Genomic DNA, 18,842 nt, shown 5'->3' on the forward strand with positions numbered 1-18,842 from the left:
GCGGCCTCACTCGAAGCGCTGGATGCGTTCGCCGAACAGGCCGCGCGGCCGGAACAGCAGGACGAGGAGCATCATCAGATAGATCACCGCGGTCGACCATTGCGTGTAGCCGAGCCCGATCGTGATGCCCTTGACGAGGCCGACCATCAGGGCGGCCACGACGACGCCCCAGAACGAGCCGAGCCCGCCGATGACGACGACGACGAAGGCCGGTGTGATGATCTCCTGGCCCATGGCCGGGTGGATCGAGTAGATCGGCGCCAGCAGCACGCCTGCGAGCCCGGCAAGCCCGATTCCGATGCCCGCCACCGCGACCATGTAGGGCTGCAGCGAGATGCCGAGCGCGCCGACCATGTCGGGGTTCTGCACGCCGGCCCGCACGACCCGGCCGAAGGCGGTGCGCTGGAGCAGGAACCAGAGGCCGAGCACGCAGGCCGCTGCGATCAGCAGCAGCATCGCCCGGTAGCGCGAATAGATGAAGTCGCCGATGAAGATCTGGCCGCGCAGGCTCGGCGGGATCGAGAAGGAGAGCGGCGGCGCGCCGAAGATCATGCGCAGGCTCTGCTCGGCGACCATGGCGAGGCCGAAGGTGAGCAGCAGCGAGAGGATGGGGTCCGAGCGGTAGAAGCGCTGAAAGAGCCCGCGCTCGACGACGATGCCGATCAGCGCGACCAGAACGGGCGAGGCGACCATCGCACCACCGAAGCCGATATGCGGCGCCAGCACGATCGTGAGATAGGCGCCGATCGCATAGAAGGCGCCATGCGCCAGGTTGACGATGCCGCCCAGCGAAAAGATCAGCGACAGGCCGAGCGCGATCAGGAGGTAATAGACCCCGTCGAGCAGCCCGTTCAGCACCTGCTGGATGAAGAGGGTGAGCAAGGGTTCGCCTTTGTCCGGGGTGTGCGATGAGGCGATTGGTCGGATCGAGCCGTCATGCTCTGGCTTGACCCGAGCATCTCAGGCCGGAGAAGGCGCCGAGAGCCTTCTCGTCTCGAGATTCTCGGGCGGCGCGTCGCGCCGCCCGAGAATGACGCTGGAGCGATCAGCTCATCTTGCAGACCGCCTCGTCGCCGCTGGTGGCGATGACCTCCATGTTCTCGTCAGGCCCCGGCACCGGCGGGGAGGATGTGAACAGGTCCCACTGGTTCTTGACCTGCGCCGCGGGCAGGGCTGTGATCGTGTACATCTCGCTGATGAGCTGGTGGTCGGAGGCGCGGAAATAGCCCTGGCGCGGCTTCATCACGTCGAATTTCGCGCCCTTTTCCAGATGGTCGAGGATCTTGGGCGTGTCCGCGCTCTTCAGCTCGTTCATCGACTGCGCCATGATCTTCACGGCGATGTAGTCGCCCCAGGCCTGGTTCTCCGGCGGCTTGCCGTATTTCTTGGTGAAGGCCGCGACGAAGGTCTTCGTCGAGGGCGTGTCGATGAGGTGGTGCCAGACGGAAGGCCAGGTGCCGCCGAAATTGTCCTTGCCGGCGGCCCAGGCGAGAGCGGTGTCGAAGCCGAAGCCGGCGACGGGGAAGGTCAGGCCGAACTCGGAATACTGCTTCAGGAAGTTGGTGATCTGGTTGCCGGCGAGATTCGAGATCACGAGGTCCGGCTTGGCGGCGCGGATCTCCAGCAGCAGCGCGGAGAAGTCGGTCGCGTCGGTCGGCACCAGCTTGTCGGCGGCGAACTGGCCGCCATTGCTTTCCATGAAGCGCTTGGCGACCTTGAGCAGGTCATGGCCGAAGGCGTAGTCGGCGGTCAGCGAGAACCATTTCTTGCCCTTGACGAGCCCCTGCTGCATCAGCGAGCGGCCGCAGCTCTTCACATACATCGAGTTCTGGTGCTCGACATGGAACATGTAGCGGTTGCAGCTCTCGCCGCGCAGAGCATCCGAATTGGCGCCGGTATTGACGAAGAGCGTCTTCGTGCGGCCGGCGACCTGCGCGATCGTCAGCGCCGAGGCGGACGAAATCTCGCCGATGATGCAGGCTACCTTGTCGCGCTCGATCATGCGCTCGGCCTTGGTCGAGGCGGTCTGCGGATTGACCGAATCCTCCTTCAGCGCCTCGAGCTTGCGGCCGTTGATGCCGCCGGCCGCATTGATCTCCTCAACCGCGAGGTCGGCCGCCATCACGCCGTATTCGCCGAGCGGGCCGAGAAAACCCGTGCGCGGGGTCAGGTGGCCGAAGCGGATCACGTCCGGCGTCTGCGCCAGGATGATCGACGGGCTGGCGATCAGCCCGGTCGCTGCGCCGACACCGAGCCCGGCCAGCGCCTGCCGGCGCGAAATGCGGGTGGTCTTCAACAGGTCTGACATTGGCGCTCCTCCCAGAACGAGTGCCGCGCCTTTGCGGCGTCGGCCGATTGAGATCAGCGGTCTGATGCCGCTTGTCGTGATCTGTGATCACAGTTACGTTGGCAGACATGATTGCCCCTGTCCAGCCCCTCCCGATGCCATCCGAAGCGGCCGCCGGCGCGCCGGACCATGACGGCTCTGCGCTGGACCAGATCGGCGCGATCCAGCACGAAACCCTCGGCGAGCGCGTTACCGGTGAGCTGAGGGCCCTGCTGGTCGCAGGAAGGCTTGCTCCGGGCGAGAAGCTGTCGCTGCGCCGTGTGGCAGAAGCGCTCGGCGTCTCGATGATGCCGGTGCGCGAAGCCGTGAGCCGGCTTGCCGCCGACCGGGCGCTCGAGGTGCTGCCGGGCAGGGCGGTGCGCGTTCCCGTTCTGACGCTGGCACAGTTCCGCGAATTGACGCGGTTGCGGCTCGTCGTCGAGGGCTTCGCTGCCGAGGAGGCGGCGCGCAAAGCGACCCCCCGGGATATCGCGCGGGTCGCGACCTTCGATGCAGCGTTCCGCAAAGCGGCGAGTGCCGATCCGCCGGACAGCGCCGGCGCCGTAGCGACCAATCGCGACCTGCATTTCGCGCTCTACGAGGCGGCCGGAATGCCGGGCCTGATCGAGATGATCGAGCGGCTCTGGCTCAAGGCCGGGCCTATCCTCAACATCGACATGCGCGACGAGCCGCGTCGCCTCAAGGGCGGCAGCGCCATGCAGGCGCATTCCCGCCTGCTGGAGGCCTTGCGGCGGCAGGATCCAGCCGCCGCGCGCGCGGCGCTCGAAGACGACATCTCGGCTGCCGCCGCACATATCGAGGAAACGGGCCAGCTCAGCGCCTGAAAGCAATCTGAACGGGAGACGCAAGGATGGATTTGCAGATCAAGGGCTTGCGCGTGCTGGTGACGGCCGGCGCCAACGGCATCGGCCGCGCGACGGCGCGCGCCTTCGTGGCGGAGGGGGCGAAGGTGCATATCTGCGATGTGGATCGGGCGGCCTTGGCCGAGATGGCGATCAGCGACCCCGCAATGACCCGATCGGTCTGCGATGTCTCTGACCGCGCCGCTGTCGGCCATCTTTTCGAAGACACGATTGCCTCGCTCGGCGGTCTCGATTGCCTGGTCAACAATGCCGGCGTCGCCGGGCCGACCGGCCGCGTCGACGAGATCGACCCCGCCGACTGGGATTCCTGCGTCGCCATCGACCTGACGGGGCAGTTCAACTGCACGCGGCTCGCGGTCGAGCACCTGAAACAGTCGAGCAATGCCTCGATCATCAACCTCTCCAGCCAGGCCGGCAAGCACGGCTTCCCGCTGCGCTCGCCCTATGCTGCGGCGAAATGGGGCGTGATCGGCTTCACCAAGGCGCTTTCGGCCGAGCTCGGCGAGTTCGGCATCCGGGCGAACGCGATCTGCCCCGGCCTCGTCGAGGGGCCGCGCATCCAGAGCGTCATCGCCAACAAGGCGCGCAGCTTCAACGTCTCCCATGAGGAGATGACGCAGCGGCTCTTCGCTGGCGTTTCGATCAAGCAGTTCGTCGATCCGGCCGACATCGCCAAGCAGATCGTCTTCCTGGCCTCGCCCTTCGCGAAGACGATCTCGGGCCAGGAAATCTCGGTCTGCGGCGACACCCGGATGCTGGCCTGAGCGGGCGGCACCGCGGGGCCAGCCTCGGTGGCTGTTCGCCGATGGGCGAAAGCCTCGGCGAGGCTGAACCGGACGGGGCTGGGCGGCGTATCTGCATGACCATCTCCTGGAGGTCGTCATGCGTTTCGTCGCCGGCTACATCGCCTTTCTCGTCGCCTTCGGAATTTGTGATGCCATCTGGCTCGGGACGATGACGTCCCGGTTGTATCGGCCTGCGCTTGGCTACCTGATCGTCGACCAGGTGCGCTATTGGCCTGCGGCCTTGTTCTATTTCGGCTTCCCGCTCGGGGTGGTGCATTTCGCGCTCATGCCCGCGCTGCGCGACGGAAGTTCGAGCGCGGCCGTGATCAACGGTGCCCTGATCGGCCTGCTCGCATACGCGACCTACGACCTGACGAATTACGCCACGCTGAAGCCGTGGACGCTGACCATCACGCTCGCGGACCTCGCCTATGGCACTGTCGTCGTCGGCTTCTGCACCTGGGTCGCCTATGAAGTGGTTCGCCGCGCCGCCGGATGGGGTTGGGTCTGACGTCTTGCGCGTCAGGCGATGCGCAATCTGTAGTGATTCACGCCCCAGGGATCGCCGCGGGCATGGCCGAACAGCCCGCTCGTCGCCAGAAAGAACAGGCGCCAGCGCCGGCGCCATAGCGGAGCATCCTGGCCGTAGACATTGCGCAGGATCGGCTCGATAGCCGGGAGGTTGCGATCGAAATTCGCCAGCCAGGCCTCGGCCGTGGCCCGGTAGTGCTCACCGGTCCAGCGCCATTCGGCCTCGACGGTGAATAGATCGGGAAACTGGTGCGCAAGCGCGGCGCTCGGCATGAGACCGCCCGTGAAGAAGTGCTGGGCGATCCAGTCTCCAGCGTCGGCGACATCGAAGCGATAGCAGCCGCGCGCGTGAGCGAAGACATGGAGGAACAGCTTTCCTTCAGGCTTCAGCCATGCCCGGATACGCACCAGAAGCGCGTGCCAGTTCGCCATATGCTCGAACATCTCCACGGAGACGACGCGATCGAAGCGCTCGGCCGTTACGAAGTCGTTCATGTCGGCGGTGATGACCCGGAGGTTTCCGAAGCCGCGAAGCCGCGCCTGCTCCTCGATATGGGCGCGCTGTGAGGCAGAGTTGGAAACCGAGACGATGCGGGCGTTCGGATAGTGCTCCGCCATCCAGAGCGACAGCGAGCCCCAGCCGCAGCCGAGCTCCAGGATATCCTGCCCGTCGGCGAGGCCGGCATGCTCCGCCGTGAGCGCGAGCGCAGCCTCTTCGGCGGTCGCCAGCGTATCGCCGGCATCGGCGAAGTAGCAGCACGAGTATTTTCGCCGGGGCCCAAGGACTTGCTCGAAGAAGGCGGCAGGCACCTCGTAATGCTGGGCATTGGCGGCGTCGGCATGGAGCGCGATCGGGAATTCCGTCATCTCGCGCGCGAAGGCGGCAGCATCGGCCGCTTGCTCATTCAAGGAACGGTTCGTGCGCCCGACCAGCGATGCGATCACCATGCGGCTGACGGCGTCGGGCAACGGCAGCGCCTCGCCCCAATTCGAGAGCCTCTGGAGGATCGTCATGGTGTCGCTCCTTTCGGCGGCAGCGGAACGAGAGCGCTGGTCCTGGCCTGATAGTCGCGATAGGCCGCGCCGTGCTTGGCGAGCATGTGCTCCTCCAGAGGAGGGATTCCTGAGATGCGGGTCAGCAGCAGCGTCATGCAGCCCGGCGCCAGCACGGCGAGCCAGCCGAAGGGATAGGCGATAGCCGGCGCGATCACGGCATAGGCACACCACAGCACGCATTCGAAGAAGTAGTTCGGATGACGCGACCAGGCCCACAAACCGTGGTCGCAGACGCCGCGGCGCCCCGAGCGGGCGAAGCCTCGCAACTGCCGGTCCGCCACCGCGCCTCCTGCCAGGCCGCAGGCGAAGACGATGATCCCGGCGAAATCCTGCCAACCGAACGCGGGCGAGGGGTTATGCGCCGCCAACACGATGCCGAGCGCGAGCGGGATGCTGACCAGCGCCTGCATCTGCAGCAGCCTGGCCATTTGCGGTGGCGCGTCGGCGCCCCAGTCTCGCTTGAGCTTGGCGTAGCGCGGATCCTCGGTAATGCCGCTCGTGCGGCGGGCGATATGCAAGCCGAGTCGAAAGGACCATGCGAGCGCGAGACCGGCCACCAGCAATCGCCGCGGCATCGGCCCGGCTCCGAAAGGCAGCAGCGCTCCGGCCACTCCGGTCGTTCCCAGTCCAAAGGTCCAGACGACATCGATCCAGCCAGAATTGCCGGTCCGGCGCTCTATGAGCGTCGCCAGCGCCATGAACGCCGACATCGCGGCGGCGGCGAAGACGATGGCCACCGCCAGAGACGCGATGGTCACAGCCGCACCAATGGCTGCAGCAAACGGCCGAGCCAGCCCTGGAACAGCACGTTCCCGGTCATGGCAACGATGCAGGTGCAGCCTTCGACGGGGTCGACACGCGGGGTATGGACGTGGCTGGAGTCGGCCTCGTCGAAGTCGCCCGCCGCGTAGCGTCCATATTCGTGCTCGTAGGCCCCTGACAGGATCGTCGCCCATTCGAGGCCGCTATGCTTGTGGTGGGGCAATGCGATGCCCGGCCCGGCGCGCAGCATGAAGACGCGGGCTTCCGCATCGGGAACGACGACGCGCCTCATCGCGACCTTGATGCCGATCGACCGCCAGGGACCGAGCCCATAAGGACGCAGCACTTGAGGCATGCCGGCCTCCGGAGCCGACGGAGCGCTGGCGGGCGAGCGGGAGCCTTGCCCCGCCGCGCGCACATCCCGCGGCCCCGAAGCCATTGCCACCGGATCGGCCGCGTCGAGAAGTGCGCCCTGAACGGCCTGCAGGTCGCGCAGGCGCTGACGGCTCGCCGGATCGGCCTCGACATGGCAGGCGACGACGAGCGCGAGGCCTTCGTCGAGTTGCCCTGCCACGAAGGCTGCGAGCGTTTCGTCGGACGGACGATGCACGGCGCTCATCGCAGATCCTCCAGCCTGCCGCGCAGATGCGACAGCGCGAGCCTCAGCCGCGACTTCACGGTGCCGAGCGGAATCGCGAGGCGGCTCGCCACGTCCTGATGGCTGAAGCCTTCGAGGAAGGCGAGCTCGACGACGCGGTACTGGTCGGCGGAAAGCTGCGTCATCGCTGCTCGCACGCGCGCATCGCGCTCGGCGCCGGAAAGGGTCGCATCGGGTTGTTCGGGCGGTTCTTCATCCAGAATCTCGTAGACTTGTGACAGCCGCGACCGGGTTTCCCGGCGGGCGATATCGATGCGGAGATTGCGCGCGATGGTCGCGATCCAGGTCGATGCGCTTGCCCTTGTGGGGTCGAACAGGGCGGCCTTTCGCCACACGGCCAGCAGCGTCTCCTGCGCGATCTCCTCGGCGAGCTCGGCCGATGCCCCGCCGCGCATCAGCAATCCCTTCACCCGCGGGGCGAAGTGGTCGAACAATTCGGCGAAAGCTGCTCGGTCGCCCGAGCGCGCGATCGCGGCAATCAATGCATTGGGGTCGAACAAGGCGAAGAACCGACCTCCTTGCGCTGCGGCTCTGACCTCGCGCATGTCATCGACAGTCAGGGCGTGTGCGGCAACCATGACCCAGATACGCCGGCCTTTCAGTTGTGGATCACCGGTCACCGGCCTTCAACAGCGCCCGCCAGTCTTACTTCGATGCCTTCCAGGTCACGTCGCGGCAGATCAGGCGCCCGATGATGCAGCCGCGCGTGGTCAGCGCCCCGGCGGATGCCGTGATCGTCATCGCATAGTTCCAATTGCGCTTGGGATCGTAGGCATTTCCGGAGAAGGTCCCGTCGGGCTCGCGGACCAGTGTCAGAACGAGCCTGTCGCCGACCGCCTCGCCGCCACTGGTGTCGCCGATCCAGAGATTGGTCGCACAGATATTGTCTCCGCAGGGTGCGATGCGCACGCGCGCATTGCCGTCGTCGCGCAGCCAGACGCCGTCAAGCTCGGTCGTGGCCGAGCTGATGTCCGAAAGGCAGAGGAGGGGGAGAGCGAGCAGAAGACGCCTCATGACGGTATCCTTTCGCGATTGTCCGCCTTCTACGTCGAGCGCGCGCCCTCGGTTCTGTCGGGGCACGACATGTCGTCGAGACGCGATACGAAGAGCCAGCCGATCAGGACGGTCAACGATGCCGCGCTGAGAAAATTGAGGCGCTGCAACGCGGCATATTCGGCCGGTTCGTAGAGATGCATCGGCGCGCCCGGGATCGCTGCCGGCAGAAGGTAGGCGGCGAAGGTCAGGGCGATGAAGCCGAGGGAAAAGGCGCGCTCGGATCGTCGAAAGAGCAGCAGCGCCAGCATGAGGCATGGGAACAGAAAAGCTTCGACGCCTGAGGAGAGGCCGAAGGCGACAAGGCAGAGCAGCGTGTTGCCGATGCCGGCGACGAGCAGCAGCGCGCGCCCCAGAAGCCGGCTGCGCCGCATGGCGGCAGGGACGGCCGCGAAGAACGGTGTCGACAGGAAGGTGAGATAGGCCGGCGCGATCTCCGGCGACACCGCCCAATAGAGATAGAGCGGGTAGAACGGCTGGTTCGAAACGATCACCAGCGCGACTGTGTTCGCCAGCGCCGCCCGCGGATCGAGGTGTGCAGCATGGGCACGGATCGCCGCAGCCAACTGCTTCAGGCCGTTCACAGGCATCGCCGACCCTCTTGGCTTCCCTGTCTCCCCTTACGTCGGAGGCGCATCGTCGGGTCATGCCCCAGGCGCTTTTTGATCCTGCCCGGCAAATCCAGACCGGGACCCGCTGCGTATATCGGTCATGTCAGGCAATGGGGTGGCGATGCAGGGATCACAGCAGCAAGCGACGAGGATCGCCGTGATCGGCGGCGGCATTTCAGGCCTTTCCGCCGCCTGGCTGCTGGGGCAGGCGCATGAAGTCGTACTGTTCGAGGCCGCCTCGCGCCTGGGCGGGCACGCCAACACGGTTCGCGTCGCTGGGCCGGATGGCGTCGAAACGGCGGTGGATACCGGTTTCATCGTCTACAACGAGGCGACCTATCCCAACTTCGTCGCGCTGATGCAGCATCTCGATGTCGCGACGCAGCCGACCGAAATGTCCTTCGGCGTCTCGCTCGACGGCGGCCGCCTCGAATACAGCGGCACCAGCGTCGCCGGCCTGTTCGCCCAGCGGCGCAATCTGGTCAGCCCGCGCTTCTGGTCGATGCTGCAGGATATCGGGCGCTTCTATCGGAACGCCTCGAGAGACGCGCAGGCCGGCGGTGCCGCCGGAATCTCGCTGGGCGACTACCTCGATGCCGGCGGCTATGGCGCCGGGTTCCGGGACGATCACCTGCTGCCGATGGCGGCGGCGATCTGGTCTGCGCCCTGCGCCGAGATCCTGTCCTATCCCGCCGCGGCCTTCCTGCGCTTCCACCACAATCACGGGCTTCTGCGGCTTACCGACCGGCCCGTCTGGCGCACGGTGACAGGCGGCAGCGCTGTCTATGTCGAGCACTTGCGCAGCTTGTTTTGCGGCGAGATTAGGATGGGCTCGCCGGTGAAGCAAGTCCGGCGCGGGCCGAACGACGTGGTCGTTGCGGGCGATGGCTGGAGCGAAAGCTTCGATCAGGTCGTCTTCGCCACCCATGCCGACCAGACATTGGCGATGCTCGCCGATCCCGCAACTGCCGAGACGGCCGCTCTCGGCGCGTTTCGCTACAGCCGCAATCGCGCGGTTCTCCACACGGACCCCGGTCTGATGCCGAGGCGCCGGCAGGCCTGGGCGAGCTGGAACCATATCGGCGACGGCAGCCGGCCGAATGCCGCTTGCGCCGTGACCTACTGGATGAACCGCCTCCAGGGTCTCCCTGAGAAGCGACCGCTCTTCGTCACGCTCAATCCGCCGGACATGCCGGGCGAGCATGCGATCCTCCATCACGAAGTCTACGAGCATCCCGTTTTCGACGCGGCGGCCCTGCACGCCCAGACGCAGCTCTGGTCGCTCCAGGGCGTGCGGCGCAGCTGGTTCTGCGGGGCTTATTTCGGTGCCGGCTTCCATGAGGACGGCCTGCAGGCCGGGCTCGCGGTGGCCGAGGCGCTCGGCGGCGGGCGGCGGCCGTGGCGCGTGCAGGACGAGTCCGGGCGGATCCCGTTGCCCGCACAGCGCGAGCTGGCGGCATGAGCTGGGGCTCTGCGCTTTATGTCGGCCGAGTGCGGCATCATCGGTTCCGGCCGAAGCCTCACGCGCTGGCCTATCGCGTCTTCTGGATGCTGCTCGATCTCGACGAGGTCGACGCACTCGCCAGGAGCCTGCGCAGCTTCTCGCGCAACCGCTTCAATCTCTACGCCTTCCACGACGCCGACTACGGCGACCGCAGCGGCCGGCCTCTGCGCACGCAGATCGCCGAGGCTCTGGCGAGCGCCGGCATTCCCTGGGACGACGGGGCGGTACGCCTGCTGACGATGCCGCGGATCCTCGGCTACGCCTTCAATCCGCTCAGCACCTATTTCTGCTATCGCCGCGACGGCAGCCTCTGCGCCACCGTCTACGAGGTGCACAACACCTTCGGCGAGATTCACAGCTACGTCGCGCCGGCCGACGCCATCGGCGAGACGCTGCGGCAGGAGGCCGACAAGCTCTTCCACGTCTCGCCCTTCATGGCTCTGGACATGCGCTACGCGTTCAAGGTGGTGCCGCCGGCCGAGCGCGTCTCGATCGCCATCGACGGCCATGATGCCGAGGGGCGCCTTATCACCGCGACGATGAGTGGGACGCGCATGGCGTTGAGCGATGCCGCACTGCTGCGGCTGCTCGCCAGCCATCCGCTGCTCACGCTGAAGGTCACGGGCGCCATCCATTGGCACGCGCTGCGACTGCTGGCGAAGCGCATTCGGTGGCAGTCGCATCCGGCGCCACCCGCGCAGCCGTTCAGCCGCGCTAGCGCCGTGGCGCCTCACGCGAAAGGACCGATGCAGCCATGAGCCGGCCGGACACCGAACAGCATCTCCCGACAGTCGAGGGAACGCTCGCGCTGCCGCGTGGCTTCGGGCCGTCGCGCTGGTTCCTGCGCCTTTTGCTGTCGCGCATCGCCATCGGCCGCCTGACGGTGATCACGCCGGAGGGCGAGCGTCTTCACAGCGGACACGCCGCGCCCGGCCCGCACGCGACCATGGTGCTCAGGAACTGGAGAGCGATCCGGCGTCTCTTGCGCGAGGGCGATATCGGCTTGGCCGAAGCCTATCGCGACGGCGATCTGGATACGCCGGATCTCACCGCGCTGATCGAACTCGGAGCGCGCAATGACGCGACCTTGCGCCGATTGATCTCGGGCTCCTGGCCGGCGCGCCTGCTCAACCGCCTGCGGCACGCGCTGAATGCCAACAGCCGCGCCGGCAGCCGCCGCAACATCATGGCGCATTACGATCTCGGCAACGAATTCTACGGTCACTGGCTCGACGCCAGCATGATGTATTCGTCAGCGCTCTTCGAAACGCCGGTGGAGACGCTCGAAGCGGCCCAGCAGCGCAGGCTCGACAAGATCGTCGAGATGCTCGCCCTGAAAGGCGGCGAGCATGTCCTCGAAATCGGATGCGGCTGGGGTGCACTGGCGGAGCGGCTCGCGCGCGAAGGTTGCCAGGTCACCGCGATCACCCTGTCGCCTGCGCAGCTCGAGGCGGCCCGGCAACGCGTCGCCGAGGCCGGCCTGTCCGCACGCGTCAGCCTCCGATTGCAGGATTACCGGGACATTTCCGGCCAGTTCGACCGGATCGTGTCGATCGAGATGATCGAGGCCGTCGGGCGCGCCTATTGGCCCTCCTACTTCGCCACGCTGAGCCGTTCACTGCAGTCGGGTGGCCGCGCGGTTCTCCAGGCGATCACGATCGACGAGGACTTGTTCGAATCCTATCAGGAGGGCACCGACTTCATCCAGCGCCACATCTTTCCAGGGGGCTGCCTGCCATCCGTCCATGCGCTGGAGCGGGAGGCCGATCGGGTCGATCTCGGCGTCGTCCACCGGGTTGATTTCGGCGAGAGTTACGCCTTGACCCTCAATGAGTGGCGGCGGCGCTTTCTGGAGCGCTGGGCCGACATCGCGCCGATGGGTTTCGACGAGCCGTTTCGCCGGCTATGGGAGTTCTACCTCTGCTATTGCGAGGCGGGATTCCGAACCCGAAAGATCGACGTCAACCTCATCGCCCTGCAAGCACGCTGAACCCGGCGCTATCGAGCCGAGGGCAGGGCCGATATGGCAGGTGAAACCCGTTCCCTAATGGGGGACGGCTCGTCTCGATCAGCTTTCGATCACGCGAGCGGGCTTGAGGGCGAATACGTCGGTGGCCGCGCGGCCGCTGGCCAGTTCCGCAATCCAAGCGGTCTCTCGCGCCATCTTCTGCCGCGCATCCTGGATGCGCGATCGAACGTTTGGCGGCGACAACGCCACGAGCCCGTCGTCGTCGCCGATGATGAGATCGCCCGGCGAGACGACATGCCCGCCGATGACGACGGGTCGATTGATCGCGCCGCGTTCGGCGGATGCGGGGCTACGCGGCGTCACCGAGCGAGCATAGACGGAGAAGTCACGCCACCCTGCGAGAGTGGCAACATCGCGCACGGCGCCATCGCAGACCAGGCCGGCGCAGCCGCGGTTGCGCAGATGGCCGCACAATATATCCCCGATCATCGCGAATTCGGCATTGCCCGCGGCCGCAATCATCAACACGTCGCCGGGCCGGACGACATCGAGCGCATGGATCACCGCCCCGAAATCCGGCGGCTCGCACGACACGGTGACCGCACGGCCGAACAGGGCAGGCTGGTTGCCCGGCGGGTTGAGCGGGCGGATCGCGGGATCGATCTGGCCGATATCGCGCGCCAGATCGACCGCGACCGACACAGGGACATTTCGCCAGGCTTCGATGTCCTCGGGCGCGATCTGCGGCATGGCCACGTCCCATATCGTCACGGCCATCTCAGCTTCTCCTCGCCTGCATCTTCGTCAGGGCCACGGCCAGCCGTCTTACGCCCTCGGCCAGCCGCTCCGGTTCGTTGAGCGTGAAGTTGATGCGAATGGCGCGGCGGTTGCGGCCGGTCGCGTCGAACACGCTGCTGGGGCTGATGCAGACCCCGGCATCCAATGCATGAGGAAGCAGCAGGTCGGTGTCGAGAGCCGGGTCGCGGGCGACGGCCCAGACGAACATGCCGCCGACCGGGACCTCCCACTCGAACCAGCCTGCAAGCTCTGCCTGCATGGCCGCGCAAAGCGCATCGCGCCGGGCGCGATAGGTCGCAAGGATCGTGGGCTGGATCCGCTCGATGAGGCCGGCCTCCAGAGCCGCAAGCGCGACACGCTGAGTCAGGCCGCTCGTGCAGAGATCCGAGCCCTGCTTGGCCATGGTCAAGGCCTCGATCATCTCGGGCGCCGCGATGACCCAGCCTATGCGCAGCCCCGGCGCGATCTCCTTGGACAGAGTGCCCATATAGATCACGGGGCCGGCATAGGTCGGCGCAGGCGCCATCCCGGCCGAAATGTCGATCAGGCGCGGCAGCGGGTCGCCATCATAGTGCAGCAACCCATAGGGGTCGTCCTCGACCAGCCATGTTCCGGTGCGATGGGCCGCATCGACCAGCGCCTTGCGGGTCACGAGGTCGACCATCCTGCCGGTCGGATTGGAGAAATTCGGCACGGCATAGGCGAATTGCGCCCCCGCGAGCGCCGCCTGGGCATCGAAGGCGGGGTCTTCCAGCTGCATGTTGCGGAACGAGGGCTGGCGGGGGCGCCAGGCGTCGAGTGCGCCGAGATAGGTTGGGAACTGGCCGGCGATGAGCCCGCCTTCGTCGATCAGGACCTTGCCGAGGAGATCGAGCCCCTGCATGCCGCCGGACGTGATGAAGACGTTCTCGCGCGTCAGCCGCGTCGTCGGCCCGCTGAAGCGGCGTGCCAGGGCATCGCGCAGCTCCGGCAGACCCTCGATCGGCCCATAGCCCAGAACTTCGCCCGGATGAGCGGCCACGACCTCGCCGGCGATGCGCGCGATTTCGGCGACTGGAAAGGTCGCGGGTTCCGGCAGGCCGCCGCCCATGTTGATGAGGCCGGGAATGCGCCCCGCCGACAGGAAGGTGCGGGTGATGTCGTTGGTCTTGCCCAGCCATCCTGCAAAAGAGGGGCGAGGGCGGCCGGCAACGGAAGCACGGGACATGATCGACTCCGGTTTCGGCGCATCATATCTCTCGCATCCGGGGCGATTGCATGCAAAATTGGAGATAAATCTCTACTCTCTGAGTGAAATGCGCCGGGTGAATCCGCTTTCTCGAAAAAACTCGCCTCAATATCGATTGGACGCGATCGACCGGCGCATTCTCGGCCAGCTCGTGAGCGATGGGCGGATGTCGAATCTCGAGCTGGCCGAGAGGGTCGGCCTCTCGCCATCGCCGTGCAGCCGCCGTCTCCGGCAGCTCGAGGAGGCCGGCGTCATCGACGGCTATGCGGCAAGGATCGACCCGGCTGCACTCGGCCTGACGCTGTGCGTCATCGTCTCCGTCAAGCTGGCGCGCCACGGCCCGGAGGGGCACGAGCAGTTCCGCAACGCGATCCGCGACCGGCCCGAGGTCAGCGAATGCTTGCTGATCACCGGGGCGGCCGACTATCTGCTGCGTGTCTGGGTGGCGGATATCGAAGCGCTGCGGGAATTCATCACGAGCACGCTCCAGGCCGTCCCCGCTGTGGCCGAGACCTCGACCATGCTGGTGCTCGACCAGTCGTCTTATCCTGCCAACGCCTTGCGCTAGAGCCGACCGGGGCTCGCATTACTGCGTGAGGCGTTCGAAATCGCCGGGGGCCAGATCCTGACCGCTGCGATTTCTCACGATCGGCAGGTCGGCGACCTTGGCACGCCAGGCGGCAAGCGACGGCAGGTGCGATGTCGGGATCCCGGCATAATCCGAGAAGATCAGGCTGATGTAGAGGGTGATGTCGGGCATCGCGAAGGCCTCTGTGGCGAGATAGGGCCGGTCCGCCAGAACCTCGTCGAAATACGCGAAGCCTCTCGCGGCCATGTCACCACGCCGTCGACCCCATTCGTGGCGCCCGTCCCATTCCGGCATCCGCCAGGGCCCGAGCGCCTTGCCGAGGCCCGAGGTGGCATAGTGGAAATGGTCGTCCAGCGGTTCGAGCACCAGCTGCTCGACACGACGCTGCATCATATGGATCAGCGCTTTCTCCCGCGGGCTCCTGCCGGTGAGGGCGGGGCTTCCATCCAGATTGTCGAGATATTCCGTTATCGCCGTGGACTCGGAGATGATCGTTCCGTCATCCAGCTGGAGGACGGGGATTTTCCCGATCGGATTCATGGCCAGGAACTCGCGGCGTTTCTGCTCGGCAGAGATCAAATCCACGCGTTCGAACGCGATTGCGTCGTCCAGCCCCTTCGCCGCAACGACGATGCGAATGCGGGCTGCGTTGGGCGTCCCTTCCATGTCGAAAATCTTCATCATGCTCTCCAAGAACCTGGCTTTCTGCGGATCGGCGGAACGCGCCCATCTCTTCGGCTGAAGAATCCCGGCGGGGGCAGCCGCCGGGAAAATGCGTGTCATCTCGCGCGGGACAGGTCGCATGGCTCGCTCCCCGTCGTGAGCGGCGGCGGGCGGCGCCCTGCGTCGTGGCTTACGATCTTGCTTCGAGCGCTTTGACGACTGCTTCACCGAACTCGCGGGCAGAAGCCGGGTTTTGTCCGGTGATGAGCCGGCCATCGACGACGACGCGGCTCTGGAAGATCGGCGCTTCCTCGAAAACAGCCCCGGCGGCCTTGAGAGCGCCCTCGAGTTCGAACGGGACGATCTTGTCATAGGCGCGGGCAGCTTCTTCTTCGGCGGTGAAGCCGGTCAGCTTCTTCCCTTTGATCAGGCGCTGCCCGTCCGGCAGCGTCACGTTCAGCAGCCCCGCCGGGCCGTGGCAGACGGCGCTGATGATGCCGTTCCGGCCGTGGATCGAACGGATGATCGCGTCCAGCTCGGGATTATTGACGAAATCCCACATCGGGCCATGACCGCCGACGAGCTGGATGGCGGCATACTTGCTCGGGTCCACCTCGGACAGCCTGATCGAATTCGCGATCTTGTTGCGGTGGCCGGCATTCGTCCAGAAATCCAACGTCGCCTGGTCCTTCAGGTCAAAGCCGTCGAATGGCGCCAGCCCACCCTTCGGGCTGGCGATGTCGAAGTCGATCCCCGCCTTGTCGTAGACTTCGACAGGGTGCGTCAGCTCCGGAAACCAGTAGCCGCCGACGAGGTTCGGCGCCTTCTTGTCGAGGCTGGAGACCACGATGAGGATCTTCTTCGGGTTGCTCGGGCGGCTCTGCGCGCTGGCGAGGCCCGGCAATGCCACGATGGTCGTCAGCGCCAGGAACAGCGCAGCAATTCGCTTAGACATGGGATTTCGATCCGTTGGGTTGCACGTCCTCGCTGTATCGCCATGCGGAGGGCCGCCGGATAGACGCGCCCGCTAAACGGATTGTTTAGCAAAGCCACTCGATTGAAATCTCATTATAGAGGGAAATGCGTTGCATTGGATCGCTGAGGAGAATTGCCGATGAGCCGCCACAGCCGCTTCGATGGCTTGCCGGAGTTCCTTGCCATCGCCCGGCAAAAGAGCGTCCGAGGCGCCGCCGTAGCGCTGGACCTCACGCCGGGTGCGGTCAGCCAGGCGCTGCAAAGGCTCGAGCGGCGATTGGGCGTCGCCCTGTTTCACCGTACCACCCGGCGACTATCGCTGACCGGCCCGGGCGAGGCTCTTCTGGCCCGGATCGCTCCCGCTGCCGACGCGATCGACATCGGTTTGGAGGAGGCTCTGCAGGCCTCGGCGCAACCGGTCGGCACGCTCAGGCTCATCGTCGAACGGGTCGCTCTGACGCAGGTTCTCCCCACCGTCCTGCCTGCCTTCCGCGAGGCCTACCCCGGCGTCGGCATCGACATCAGCGTCAGCAACCGGAAGGCGGATTTCGTTGGCGAGGGTTACGATGCCGGGATCATGATCGGCTCCTACCTCTCTGAGGAGATGATCGCGGTGCGGCTCTCGCCTCCGTTCCGATGGGCGGCCTTCGGTTCTCCTGCTTATTTTGCGACCCACGGGCGGCCGGAGAGGCCGGGCGATCTCGCCTCGCATCACTGCATACGGTTCCGCAGGCCGCGCCAGGGCGACATTTATCGGTGGGAGTTCGTCGAGGACGGGCAGCAGGTCAGGATCGAGCCCGGCGGGCCGATGACCGTCAACGATGCCGAGCTGATGCGCCAGATGGCCTGTCAGGGGCTGGGGCTGATCTATTCGTCGACTTATCACGCGTCGAGGGAGATCGAGGCGGGCCTGCTCGAGCCGGTGCTGCTCGACCATTCGCCCAGCACCGACGCACTCTTCCTCTATTTCGCCAGGACAGCGCGGACGCAACCGAAGCTGAGAGCCTTCATCGAAACCTGCTCACGGCTTCGGCGCGCGGATCCGGCCTGAGCGGACCCGATTTCGATCGACATCGGGCCGCCAGGCGTTAGCGCTCGCGGAAGACGCGATGTGCGTGGTCAAGCACCGGTTTGACCAGATAGGAGAGGGCGGTGCGGTCTTCCGTCGTGATCAGCACCTCCACAGGCATGCCGGGCACCAGGGTCTTGCCGACGAGGCTGGCCTTGCCCTCCTCGGTCAGCTCGACCTCCGCCACGTAATAGCTCGCTCCGCTCTGCGGATCGCGGCTCGTCGCCGGGGAGATATGGCGAACGCGACCCGGCAGCTCGGGCGTGGTGTTGCGATTGAAGGCGGCGAAGCGCAACCGCGCCGGCTGCCCGGCCTGCATCTGGTCGATGTCGGCAGGCGCGATGCGGACTTCGACGATCAGCGTCGCCGACCGCGGCACGACGGTCGCAACCTTGGCCGCCGGGGTGAGGACACCACCTACCGTGAAGACGCTGAGCTCGTTGATGATGCCGGAGACCGGCGAGCGGATCTCGGTTCGCGCCAGCCTGTCCTCGGAGGCGGCGCGCCGGTCGGACAGCTCCGAGATCTTGGTCTCGACCACATTGAGCTCGCGCTGCGCTTCGGTCCGGGCGGTTTCGTCCACCGCCATGATCTGCAGGCGCGCTTCGTTGATGCGGAGGCGGGCGCGAGCGACCATGGTGTCGATCTCGCCGCGCTCGCCGAGCAGGCGGGCCCATTCGCGGTTGATGTTGAACACCTTCACGCCGTCGATGAAGCCCTTCTCGAAGAGCGAGAGATATTTCTTCCGTTCCATCTCGACGAGCCGCAGCTCCTCGTTCTTGGCTGTCCCACGTGCCTCCAGACCTTTCACCTCCTCGCCGGACTGGATGATCGTGATCTCGAGCAGCTCCTTGCGGCTGTCGCGGTTCTGCTTGTTGCCTTCGAACAGGCGGCGCTCGCCGGCGATGATCTGCTCGGCCTCCTCGGAGATGCTGGCGAGCCCTGGCACCTCCGGCATGGTCGCGAGCCCGCCCCGTTCCGCCGTCAGGCGGGAGCGCCTGCCGAGGTTCTCGGCCAGCTGCGAGCGGATGATCGAGAGCTCCGTCCTGATCTGGATGTCTTCCAGGCGCAGCACGATCTGGCCTTCCTCGACCGCATCGCCCTGGCGGACCGCAATGCTCTTCACGATGCCGCCGTCGCGATGCTGGATCTCCTTGACGTTCTGGTCGACCTTCACGACGCCCTGTCCGACGACGGCGCCGGCAAGGCGCGCCGTCGCTGCCCAGCCGCCGAACCCGAGCACCAGCACCAGCGTCAGGGCGATGCCGGCGACAATGTGGGACCGCAGAGAGAACTGCGGCCGCCGCCCCGTCTCCGGAAGTATCCGGGCGGTGTCGATCATGTTGCGATCAAAGTTCAGCGCGTTCATGGCGGTCCCCAC

21 protein-coding genes are annotated in these 18,842 nt (G+C 66.2%); 8 read left to right on the forward strand and 13 right to left on the reverse strand.

Annotated features, from left to right (window positions below; genetic code table 11):
• Window positions 1-6: 6 nt before the first annotated feature.
• Both BoBH3_RS09255 and BoBH3_RS09260 read right to left on the reverse strand, forming a co-directional pair.
• Entirely contained in the window at window positions 7-882 is an 876-nt protein-coding gene (locus tag BoBH3_RS09255) for a branched-chain amino acid ABC transporter permease (RefSeq protein WP_262330518.1), read from the reverse strand.
• Between the two features lie 163 nt (window positions 883-1,045).
• The gene (locus tag BoBH3_RS09260) at window positions 1,046-2,308 is read right to left on the reverse strand and encodes an ABC transporter substrate-binding protein (RefSeq protein WP_262330519.1); all 1,263 of its coding nucleotides are present in this window, start codon (window positions 2,306-2,308) and stop codon (window positions 1,046-1,048) included.
• Window positions 2,309-2,442: 134 nt separating this feature from the next.
• Here BoBH3_RS09260 and BoBH3_RS09265 point away from each other — a divergent pair, with 134 nt between their 5' ends.
• The 3 genes from BoBH3_RS09265 to BoBH3_RS09275 all read left to right on the forward strand — a co-directional run bounded on the left by BoBH3_RS09265 (window position 2,443) and on the right by BoBH3_RS09275 (window position 4,506).
• A complete protein-coding gene (locus BoBH3_RS09265) occupies window positions 2,443-3,171 on the forward strand; it encodes a GntR family transcriptional regulator (protein ID WP_262330520.1) in 729 nt (242 codons plus the stop codon).
• 26 nt (window positions 3,172-3,197) lie between these two features.
• Window positions 3,198-3,974, forward strand: a complete 777-nt coding sequence (locus tag BoBH3_RS09270; RefSeq protein WP_262330521.1) for an SDR family oxidoreductase — start codon at window positions 3,198-3,200, stop codon at window positions 3,972-3,974.
• Between the two features lie 118 nt (window positions 3,975-4,092).
• On the forward strand, window positions 4,093-4,506 hold the full coding sequence (locus BoBH3_RS09275) for a DUF2177 family protein (protein ID WP_262330522.1): 414 nt from the start codon (window positions 4,093-4,095) through the stop codon (window positions 4,504-4,506).
• Window positions 4,507-4,517: 11 nt separating this feature from the next.
• On the opposite strand, the gene BoBH3_RS09280 is transcribed toward BoBH3_RS09275, so the two are convergent.
• The 6 genes from BoBH3_RS09280 to BoBH3_RS09305 are packed head-to-tail and all read right to left on the reverse strand — an operon-like array spanning window position 4,518 to window position 8,645.
• Window positions 4,518-5,540, reverse strand: coding sequence for an SAM-dependent methyltransferase (locus BoBH3_RS09280; protein WP_262330523.1), 1,023 nt, complete (start codon window positions 5,538-5,540; stop codon window positions 4,518-4,520).
• The gene (locus tag BoBH3_RS09285) at window positions 5,537-6,340 is read right to left on the reverse strand and encodes a DUF1295 domain-containing protein (RefSeq protein ID WP_262330524.1); all 804 of its coding nucleotides are present in this window, start codon (window positions 6,338-6,340) and stop codon (window positions 5,537-5,539) included. The genes BoBH3_RS09280 and BoBH3_RS09285 overlap by 4 nt, the downstream gene beginning before the upstream one ends.
• Window positions 6,337-6,963, reverse strand: a complete 627-nt coding sequence (locus tag BoBH3_RS09290; RefSeq protein WP_262330525.1) for a ChrR family anti-sigma-E factor — start codon at window positions 6,961-6,963, stop codon at window positions 6,337-6,339. Before BoBH3_RS09290 ends, BoBH3_RS09285 begins: the two co-directional genes overlap by 4 nt.
• Window positions 6,960-7,622, reverse strand: a complete 663-nt coding sequence (locus BoBH3_RS09295) for a sigma-70 family RNA polymerase sigma factor (RefSeq protein ID WP_262330526.1) — start codon at window positions 7,620-7,622, stop codon at window positions 6,960-6,962. The genes BoBH3_RS09290 and BoBH3_RS09295 overlap by 4 nt, the downstream gene beginning before the upstream one ends.
• A gap of 25 nt (window positions 7,623-7,647) precedes the next feature.
• Window positions 7,648-8,016, reverse strand: a complete 369-nt coding sequence (locus tag BoBH3_RS09300) for a DUF2147 domain-containing protein (RefSeq protein ID WP_262330527.1) — start codon at window positions 8,014-8,016, stop codon at window positions 7,648-7,650.
• Between the two features lie 29 nt (window positions 8,017-8,045).
• Window positions 8,046-8,645 (reverse strand): hypothetical protein, encoded by a 600-nt coding sequence (locus BoBH3_RS09305; protein ID WP_262330528.1) that lies wholly within the window; start codon window positions 8,643-8,645, stop codon window positions 8,046-8,048.
• A 142-nt stretch (window positions 8,646-8,787) separates the two neighbouring features.
• On the opposite strand from BoBH3_RS09305, the gene BoBH3_RS09310 reads away from it, so the two are divergent.
• Genes BoBH3_RS09310 through BoBH3_RS09320 form a run of 3 tightly spaced genes read left to right on the forward strand, consistent with a single transcriptional unit; the run spans window position 8,788 to window position 12,160 of the window.
• The gene (locus tag BoBH3_RS09310) at window positions 8,788-10,128 is read left to right on the forward strand and encodes an NAD(P)/FAD-dependent oxidoreductase (RefSeq protein ID WP_262330529.1); all 1,341 of its coding nucleotides are present in this window, start codon (window positions 8,788-8,790) and stop codon (window positions 10,126-10,128) included.
• Complete coding sequence (locus BoBH3_RS09315; RefSeq protein WP_262330530.1) at window positions 10,125-10,928, forward strand: DUF1365 domain-containing protein; 804 nt, start codon at window positions 10,125-10,127, stop codon at window positions 10,926-10,928. The genes BoBH3_RS09310 and BoBH3_RS09315 overlap by 4 nt, the downstream gene beginning before the upstream one ends.
• Window positions 10,925-12,160, forward strand: coding sequence for an SAM-dependent methyltransferase (locus BoBH3_RS09320; protein WP_262330531.1), 1,236 nt, complete (start codon window positions 10,925-10,927; stop codon window positions 12,158-12,160). The genes BoBH3_RS09315 and BoBH3_RS09320 overlap by 4 nt, the downstream gene beginning before the upstream one ends.
• A 78-nt stretch (window positions 12,161-12,238) precedes the next feature.
• On the opposite strand, the gene BoBH3_RS09325 is transcribed toward BoBH3_RS09320, so the two are convergent.
• Both BoBH3_RS09325 and BoBH3_RS09330 read right to left on the reverse strand, forming a co-directional pair.
• Window positions 12,239-12,916, reverse strand: a complete 678-nt coding sequence (locus BoBH3_RS09325) for an RraA family protein (protein ID WP_262330532.1) — start codon at window positions 12,914-12,916, stop codon at window positions 12,239-12,241.
• 1 nt (window position 12,917) lies between these two features.
• The gene (locus BoBH3_RS09330; protein ID WP_262330533.1) at window positions 12,918-14,144 is read right to left on the reverse strand and encodes an aminotransferase-like domain-containing protein; all 1,227 of its coding nucleotides are present in this window, start codon (window positions 14,142-14,144) and stop codon (window positions 12,918-12,920) included.
• On the opposite strand from BoBH3_RS09330, the gene BoBH3_RS09335 reads away from it, so the two are divergent.
• Complete coding sequence (locus BoBH3_RS09335) at window positions 14,143-14,733, forward strand: Lrp/AsnC family transcriptional regulator (RefSeq protein ID WP_262330534.1); 591 nt, start codon at window positions 14,143-14,145, stop codon at window positions 14,731-14,733. The genes BoBH3_RS09330 and BoBH3_RS09335 overlap by 2 nt on opposite strands.
• 18 nt (window positions 14,734-14,751) lie before the next feature.
• Here BoBH3_RS09335 and BoBH3_RS09340 read toward each other — a convergent pair whose 3' ends face one another.
• A complete protein-coding gene (locus tag BoBH3_RS09340; RefSeq protein ID WP_262330535.1) occupies window positions 14,752-15,435 on the reverse strand; it encodes a glutathione S-transferase family protein in 684 nt (227 codons plus the stop codon).
• Window positions 15,436-15,607: 172 nt separating this feature from the next.
• On the reverse strand, window positions 15,608-16,372 hold the full coding sequence (locus tag BoBH3_RS09345) for a type 1 glutamine amidotransferase domain-containing protein (RefSeq protein ID WP_262330536.1): 765 nt from the start codon (window positions 16,370-16,372) through the stop codon (window positions 15,608-15,610).
• A gap of 159 nt (window positions 16,373-16,531) precedes the next feature.
• On the opposite strand from BoBH3_RS09345, the gene BoBH3_RS09350 reads away from it, so the two are divergent.
• Window positions 16,532-17,443, forward strand: a complete 912-nt coding sequence (locus BoBH3_RS09350; protein WP_262330537.1) for a LysR family transcriptional regulator — start codon at window positions 16,532-16,534, stop codon at window positions 17,441-17,443.
• A 37-nt stretch (window positions 17,444-17,480) separates the two neighbouring features.
• On the opposite strand, the gene BoBH3_RS09355 is transcribed toward BoBH3_RS09350, so the two are convergent.
• Window positions 17,481-18,830, reverse strand: a complete 1,350-nt coding sequence (locus BoBH3_RS09355; RefSeq protein WP_262330538.1) for an HlyD family type I secretion periplasmic adaptor subunit — start codon at window positions 18,828-18,830, stop codon at window positions 17,481-17,483.
• Window positions 18,831-18,842 lie beyond the last annotated feature (12 nt).

It is taken from the genome of Allobosea sp. BH3 (assembly GCF_025499465.1).
Classification (GTDB): Bacteria; Pseudomonadota; Alphaproteobacteria; order Rhizobiales; family Beijerinckiaceae; genus Allobosea.